Source organism: Bacillus sp. DX3.1, assembly GCF_030292155.1.
In the GTDB taxonomy this organism is placed as follows: Bacteria; Bacillota; Bacilli; order Bacillales; family Bacillaceae_G; genus Bacillus_A.
Map to the genome: position 1 here is coordinate 1 of NZ_CP128153.1, position 7,500 is coordinate 7,500.

Genomic DNA, 7,500 nt, shown 5'->3' on the forward strand with positions numbered 1-7,500 from the left:
TTGGAAAATATCTCTGATTTATGGAATAGCGCCTTAAAAGAACTAGAAAAAAAGGTGAGTAAACCGAGCTATGAAACATGGCTAAAATCAACAAAAGCACACGCCTTAAAAAAAGATACATTGACCATTACAGCCCCGAACGAATTCGCTCGTGACTGGTTAGAATCTCATTATTCAGAACTAATCGCAGAAACACTTTATCATTTAACAGGGGCGGAACTAGAAATTCGCTTTATTATTCCGCAAAGTCAAGCTGAAGAGGAGATTGACTATCCTCCTGCTAAAAAGAAAAGAACGAATGATGAACCTAACCACTTTCCTAAGAGCATGTTAAATCCAAAATATACATTCGATACATTTGTTATCGGCTCTGGGAACCGATTTGCTCATGCAGCTTCTTTAGCAGTTGCAGAAGCACCTGCTAAAGCATATAACCCGTTGTTTATCTATGGGGGTGTAGGACTCGGAAAAACACACTTAATGCATGCAATCGGGCATTATGTAATTGAACATAACCCAAATGCAAAAGTCGTTTACTTATCATCGGAAAAATTTACAAACGAATTTATTAACTCTATTCGCGATAATAAAGCGGTTGATTTTCGTAATAAATATCGTAATGTAGATGTTTTACTTATAGATGATATTCAATTTCTTGCCGGAAAAGAACAAACGCAAGAAGAATTCTTCCATACGTTTAATGCACTACACGAAGAGAGTAAACAAATTGTAATTTCAAGTGATCGACCACCAAAAGAAATTCCGACGCTAGAAGATCGTCTTCGTTCACGTTTCGAGTGGGGGCTCATTACAGATATTACACCGCCAGATTTAGAAACAAGAATTGCAATTTTACGTAAGAAGGCAAAAGCAGAAGGCCTTGATATTCCAAACGAAGTCATGTTGTATATTGCCAATCAAATCGACTCTAATATTCGTGAACTAGAAGGTGCGCTGATTCGAGTTGTTGCTTATTCATCTCTGATTAATAAAGATATTAATGCAGATTTAGCTGCCGAAGCTCTTAAAGATATTATTCCAAATTCTAAACCTAAAATTATTTCTATTTATGATATTCAAAAGGCAGTTGGGGATGTTTTTCAAATTAAATTAGAAGATTTCAAAGCAAAAAAACGTACGAAATCAGTTGCATTCCCGCGTCAAATCGCAATGTATCTTTCACGCGAATTAACAGATTCATCTTTGCCAAAAATTGGTGAGGAGTTTGGTGGACGTGATCATACCACTGTCATTCACGCACATGAAAAAATTTCAAAACTATTAAAAGCTGATACACAGTTGCAAAAACAGGTTGAAGAAATTAATGATATTTTAAAGTAGTAGCTGAATAGTGTGAATAACTTTTCTTGTTTTACGCACAGTCTATCCACATGTAGATAGACTGTTTTTCCGTCTCTAAATTGAGTTATCCACATATCCACAAGCCCTATTACTATTACTACTATTTTTTTATCTTTATTTAATAAATAAAATCTTATACTCACCGGAGGTTTTTGAGATGCGTTTTACAATTCAAAAAGACTTTCTTGTAAGAAGTGTACAAGATGTAATGAAAGCTATTTCCTCTCGTACAACAATTCCAATTCTTACAGGAATCAAAATCGTAGCAACTGAAGATGGTGTTACATTAACAGGAAGCGATGCTGATATCTCAATTGAATCCTTTATACCAACCGAAGAAGCTGGTAAAGAGATTGTTGAAATAGCACAATCAGGAAGTATTGTTTTACAAGCAAAATATTTTAGTGAGATCGTAAAAAAATTACCTAAAGAATCAGTAGAGATTTCAATAGAAAATCATTTTATGGCAAAAATAAAATCGGGAAAATCAGAGTTTAATTTAAACGGTTTAGATGCTGCTGAATATCCTTTATTACCACAAATTGAAGAACATCATGTATTTAAGATTCCAACAGATTTACTAAAACACATGATTCGTCAAACTGTATTTGCTGTATCAACTTCTGAAACACGTCCCATCTTGACAGGTGTAAACTGGAAGGTATATAACAGCGAGTTGATTTGTATTGCAACAGATAGTCATCGTTTGGCACTTCGTAAAGCAAAAATCGAAGGTCACAATATTGCGAATGAGTTTCAAGCTAATGTTGTTATTCCAGGAAAGAGTTTAAATGAATTAAGTAAAATTCTTGATGAGTCAGAAGAAATGGTTGATATTGTTATTACGGAGTATCAAGTATTGTTTCGTACCAAACATCTATTATTCTTCTCTAGATTGTTAGAAGGGAATTATCCTGATACAACTAGACTTATTCCAGCGGAAAGCAAAACAGATATATTTGTAAATACAAAAGAATTTTTACAAGCGATTGATCGTGCTTCTTTATTGGCGAGGGATGGTCGAAATAATGTTGTAAAGTTATCTACCTTAGAGCAGCAAATGTTAGAACTTTCTTCGAATTCACCAGAAATCGGAAAAGTAGTTGAAGAAGTTCAGTGTGAAAAAGTTGAAGGAGAAGAATTAAAAATCTCCTTTAGTGCAAAATATATGATGGATGCACTAAAAGCGTTAGACAGTACCGAAATTAAAATTAGCTTTACTGGTGCAATGAGACCATTTTTAATTCGTACAGTAAATGACGATTCCATCATCCAATTAATTTTACCGGTTCGTACTTACTAATCGGATTGAGGGTTGCTAGTTTAAACGTACTAGTGGCCCTTGTTTGATTTTAGGGGATGTTCAAAAAGTCCGGTAAAGATAACTGTCGCATTTCTTCGTTGCGTCGCCAGTCCCGGTACTCATGTAGTTCCATCTACACTCCGTATCCTCCTGGCTTCTGCGCCTCGAACTGCTCGACTCCCTTTATCCTCCTTTTTGAACATGTACTTTTAGGGGTATTACTTTCCTAATGCTAGTTTATTTAGTACAATGAAAGAATGAACACTTTTAGAAAGTGAGCGATTTTATGAAACGTATTAAGATTTCGACAGAGTATATTACACTAGGACAATTTTTAAAGCTGGCTGATGTAATTGATACAGGCGGCGCTGTAAAATGGTTTTTACAAGAATATGAAGTGTATGTGAATCAAGAACTTGAAAATAGAAGAGGCCGAAAGTTATATGCAAATGACATTGTTGAAATTCCGGAGAGCGGAACATTTCAAGTTCAGGCATAAAGGGGGAGCCCTTTGTATATTACAGAAATACAATTAAAAAACTATCGCAATTATGAACATCTAGATCTTTCCTTCGAGGATAAAGTCAATGTAATTATTGGTGAAAATGCGCAAGGGAAAACAAATTTGATGGAAGCTATTTATGTATTAGCGATGGCCAAATCTCATCGAACTTCGAATGACCGTGAACTTATCCGATGGGACGAGGATTATGGTAAAATAAAAGGTAGATTACAAAAACGAAATAGCTCCTTGTCTTTAGAATTAAACATTTCTAAAAAAGGGAAGAAGGCAAAGTTGAATCAACTTGAACAGCAAAAATTGAGCCAATATATTGGCGAAATGAATGTTGTTATGTTTGCCCCAGAAGATTTAAATCTTGTAAAAGGAAGCCCTCAAGTACGAAGACGCTTTTTGGATATGGAGCTTGGACAAATAGCTCCTGTGTATTTGTATGAATTAAGTCAATATCAAAAAGTGCTCACGCAGCGAAATCACTTGCTGAAGAAAATGCAAGGGAATAGTAAAAACGAGGAAACAATGCTAGATGTGTTTACACTTCAACTTATTGAACATGGTGCGAAAATCCTGCGAAAACGTTTTGAATTTTTGCATTTGCTACAAGAGTGGGCCGCTCCAATTCATCACGGGATTAGCAGAGGATTAGAGGAACTAGAAATAGTTTATAAACCAAGCGTAGATGTATCAGAATCAATGGATTTGTCGAAAATAAAAGAAGTATACTATGAAAGTTTTCAATCTGTGAAACAACGTGAAATTTTCCGTGGTACGACTTTAATTGGTCCTCATCGTGATGATTTACAATTCTTCGTTAATAGTAAAAATGTTCAAGTCTTTGGTTCGCAAGGACAACAACGAACAACCGCACTTTCCCTAAAGTTAGCTGAAATTGAATTAATTTATTCAGAGGTTAACGAATATCCAATCCTCTTACTAGATGATGTGTTATCAGAATTAGATGATTATCGTCAATCACATCTGCTAAATACAATTCAAGGAAAAGTGCAAACATTTGTGACAACGACGAGTGTCGACGGAATTGAACACGAAACATTAAAGCAAGCAAAAACAATTCATGTAACGAACGGCACGGTAGATTGTGAAATAGACAGAAGATAGCTTCTGTTTAAATGGAAAAGTAGGTGATCTTTGTGTCAATGGAACAAAAACAAATGCAGGAAAATGCATATGATGAAAGTCAAATACAGGTACTAGAAGGTTTAGAAGCAGTTCGGAAACGTCCTGGTATGTACATTGGTACTACAAGCGGAAAGGGTCTTCATCACCTTGTATGGGAAATCGTTGATAATAGTATTGACGAAGCATTAGCAGGGTATTGTGACGAGATTAATGTCAGTATTGAAGAAGACAACAGTATTGTTGTAACAGATAATGGTCGTGGTATTCCGGTTGGTATACAAGAAAAGATGGGACGTCCTGCTGTAGAAGTTATTATGACTGTTCTTCATGCTGGTGGTAAATTCGGCGGTGGTGGTTATAAAGTTTCTGGTGGTTTGCACGGTGTAGGGGCATCTGTTGTAAATGCTCTTTCCACAGAATTAGAAGTATTTGTACATCGTGATGGAAAAATTCATTATCAAAAGTATGAACGTGGTATTCCAGCTGCAGATCTAAAAGTAATTGGAGAAACCGATCGTACAGGAACAATAACGCGTTTTAAACCAGATCCGGAAATCTTTACTGAGACAACGGAGTATGAGTTTGATACATTAGCAACACGTATGCGTGAACTAGCATTCTTGAACCGTAATATTAGAATGATAATTGAAGATAAGCGTGAACAGAAACAAAAGAAAGAATTTCATTATGAAGGTGGAATTAAATCTTACGTTGAGCATTTAAATCGCTCCAAGGAGCCAATTCATGAGGAACCTGTATATGTAGAAGGTTCAAAAGATGGCATTCAGGTTGAAGTTGCGCTTCAATATAACGAAGGATATACAAATCATATTTATTCGTTTACAAATAATATCCATACTTACGAGGGTGGTACACATGAAGTTGGCTTTAAAACAGCTTTAACGCGTGTAATTAATGATTATGGACGAAAAAATAATATTTTAAAAGATGCTGATAGTAATCTAACGGGTGAAGATGTTCGTGAAGGTTTAACAGCAATCGTGTCCATCAAACATCCAAACCCACAGTTTGAGGGACAAACCAAAACAAAGCTTGGAAATAGTGAAGCAAGAACGATTACAGAGTCTATATTCTCAGAGGCTTTTGAAAAGTTTTTACTTGAGAATCCAAACGTAGCTCGTAAAGTTGTAGATAAGGGAACAATGGCAGCGAGAGCACGCGTTGCTGCTAAAAAAGCTCGTGAATTAACGCGCCGAAAAAGTGCGTTAGAAGTATCTAGTTTACCAGGTAAATTAGCAGATTGTTCTGCTAAGGATCCTTCTATTAGTGAAATTTATATTGTAGAGGGTGACTCTGCGGGAGGTTCTGCGAAACAAGGTCGTGACCGTCACTTCCAAGCAATTCTACCGCTAAAAGGTAAAATCATTAACGTAGAAAAAGCACGTTTAGACAAAATCTTATCTAACGATGAAGTACGTACGATTATCACGGCGATTGGTACTAACGTTGGCGGAGATTTTGATATTGAAAAGGCTCGTTATCATAAGATTATTATTATGACGGATGCCGATGTCGATGGTGCGCATATTCGTACTCTATTATTAACGTTCTTTTATCGTTATATGCGCCAACTTCTTGAATATGGTTATGTGTATATTGCACAGCCACCTTTGTTCAAAGTACAACAAGGAAAAAGAATTGAGTATGCTTACAATGATAAAGAGCTTGAACGCATATTAGCAGAGATTCCAAAACAACCAAAACCAGGTATTCAGCGCTATAAAGGTCTTGGGGAAATGAATCCAACACAGTTATGGGAAACAACAATGGATCCAGAAGTACGTTCTCTTCTTCAAGTTTCACTTCAAGATGCAATAGAAGCAGATGAAACATTTGAAATTTTAATGGGAGATAAAGTTGAACCGCGTCGTAACTTTATCCAAGAAAACGCAAGATATGTGAAAAACCTTGATATTTAATGATTGATGACAGGAATCTGAGTGTTCCTGTCTTCTACATATAAATGAACAGGAAATGTAATAAGGAGGTGCTGGTTGATGTCAGACAACCAACAACAAGGCCGGATTCGAGAGGTTAATATTAGCCATGAAATGCGTACCTCGTTTTTAGATTATGCGATGAGCGTTATCGTATCTCGTGCGCTGCCAGATGTTCGAGATGGATTAAAACCTGTTCACCGTAGAATTTTATATGCGATGAACGATTTAGGAATTACTGCTGATAAAGCATATAAAAAATCTGCACGTATTGTTGGTGAAGTAATTGGTAAGTACCATCCGCACGGTGATTCGGCAGTATATCAAACAATGGTGCGAATGGCCCAAGACTTTAGTCAACGTTATATGCTCGTAAATGGACATGGGAACTTCGGTTCTGTCGATGGTGATTTTGCAGCTGCAATGCGTTATACAGAAGCAAAAATGTCCAAGATTTCTATGGAATTACTGCGTGATATTTCTAAAAATACAATCGATTATCAAGATAACTACGATGGTTCGGAAAGAGAACCTATTGTATTACCGGCGCGTTTTCCTAATTTATTAGTAAATGGTGCAACAGGTATCGCTGTTGGTATGGCAACGAATATTCCACCTCATCAACTAGGTGAAGTAATTGATGGCGTACTAGCGTTAAGTCATAATTCTGAAATTACAATTGCTGAATTAATGGAGTATATTCCAGGTCCAGACTTCCCTACAGCGGGTCAAATTCTAGGACGCAGTGGTATTCGAAGAGCGTATGAAACAGGACACGGGACGGTTATTCTTCGTGGAAGAGTAGAAATTGAAGAGAAGGCAAATGGAAAGTCAACGATTATTGTAAATGAATTACCATATCAGGTGAATAAAGCAAGATTGATCGAAAAGATTGCTGAACTTGTTCGCGATAAAAAGATTGATGGTATTACAGATTTACGTGATGAATCAGATCGAAATGGTATGCGTATCGTGATGGAATTAAGACGTGACGTAAATGCAAATGTATTACTAAATAACTTATATAAACATACAGCGCTTCAAACAAGTTTTGGTATTAATATGTTGTCACTCGTAAATGGGGAACCAAAGGTATTAAACTTAAAACAAACTTTATATCATTATTTAGAGCATCAAAAAGTTGTGATCCGCAGACGTACTGCCTATGAATTAGAGAAAGCGGAAGCGCGTGCTCATATTTTAGAAGGTTTACGTGT

At 36.3% G+C, this 7,500-nt stretch carries 6 protein-coding genes (1 of these 6 only partly in view); all 6 read left to right on the forward strand.

The features are described from left to right. Positions 1 to 1,341, forward strand: a complete 1,341-nt coding sequence (gene dnaA / locus QRE67_RS00005) for a chromosomal replication initiator protein DnaA (protein WP_286123011.1) — start codon at positions 1 to 3, stop codon at positions 1,339 to 1,341. 178 nt (positions 1,342 to 1,519) lie between these two features. Beyond that, entirely contained in the window at positions 1,520 to 2,665 is a 1,146-nt protein-coding gene (gene dnaN / locus QRE67_RS00010; RefSeq protein ID WP_286123012.1) for a DNA polymerase III subunit beta, read from the forward strand. A 286-nt stretch (positions 2,666 to 2,951) separates the two neighbouring features. Further along, positions 2,952 to 3,164, forward strand: a complete 213-nt coding sequence (yaaA, locus tag QRE67_RS00015) for a S4 domain-containing protein YaaA (RefSeq protein ID WP_286123013.1) — start codon at positions 2,952 to 2,954, stop codon at positions 3,162 to 3,164. Positions 3,165 to 3,176: 12 nt separating this feature from the next. Continuing rightward, positions 3,177 to 4,304 carry a DNA replication/repair protein RecF gene (recF, locus tag QRE67_RS00020; RefSeq protein WP_286123014.1) on the forward strand — a complete coding sequence of 376 codons (1,128 nt, stop codon included), beginning with the start codon at positions 3,177 to 3,179 and terminating at the stop codon, positions 4,302 to 4,304. A 38-nt stretch (positions 4,305 to 4,342) separates the two neighbouring features. Continuing rightward, positions 4,343 to 6,265, forward strand: a complete 1,923-nt coding sequence (gene gyrB / locus QRE67_RS00025) for a DNA topoisomerase (ATP-hydrolyzing) subunit B (RefSeq protein ID WP_286123015.1) — start codon at positions 4,343 to 4,345, stop codon at positions 6,263 to 6,265. A 78-nt stretch (positions 6,266 to 6,343) separates the two neighbouring features. Next, a protein-coding gene (gene gyrA / locus QRE67_RS00030) for a DNA gyrase subunit A (protein ID WP_286123016.1) crosses the window boundary here: on the forward strand, positions 6,344 to 7,500 show its start. The gene runs 1,312 nt beyond the window's last position; only the first 1,157 of its 2,469 coding nucleotides appear in the window; its start codon is at positions 6,344 to 6,346; the stop codon falls past the right edge of the window.

Excerpts from the sequence above, each read along its gene's own strand:
- dnaN (WP_286123012.1), top strand. The coding sequence starts at position 1,520 with ATGCGTTTTACAATTCAAAAAGACTTTCTTGTAAGAAGTGTACAAGAT.
- yaaA (WP_286123013.1), top strand. The coding sequence starts at position 2,952 with ATGAAACGTATTAAGATTTCGACAGAGTATATTACACTAGGACAATTT.
- gyrB (WP_286123015.1), top strand. The coding sequence starts at position 4,343 with ATGGAACAAAAACAAATGCAGGAAAATGCATATGATGAAAGTCAAATA.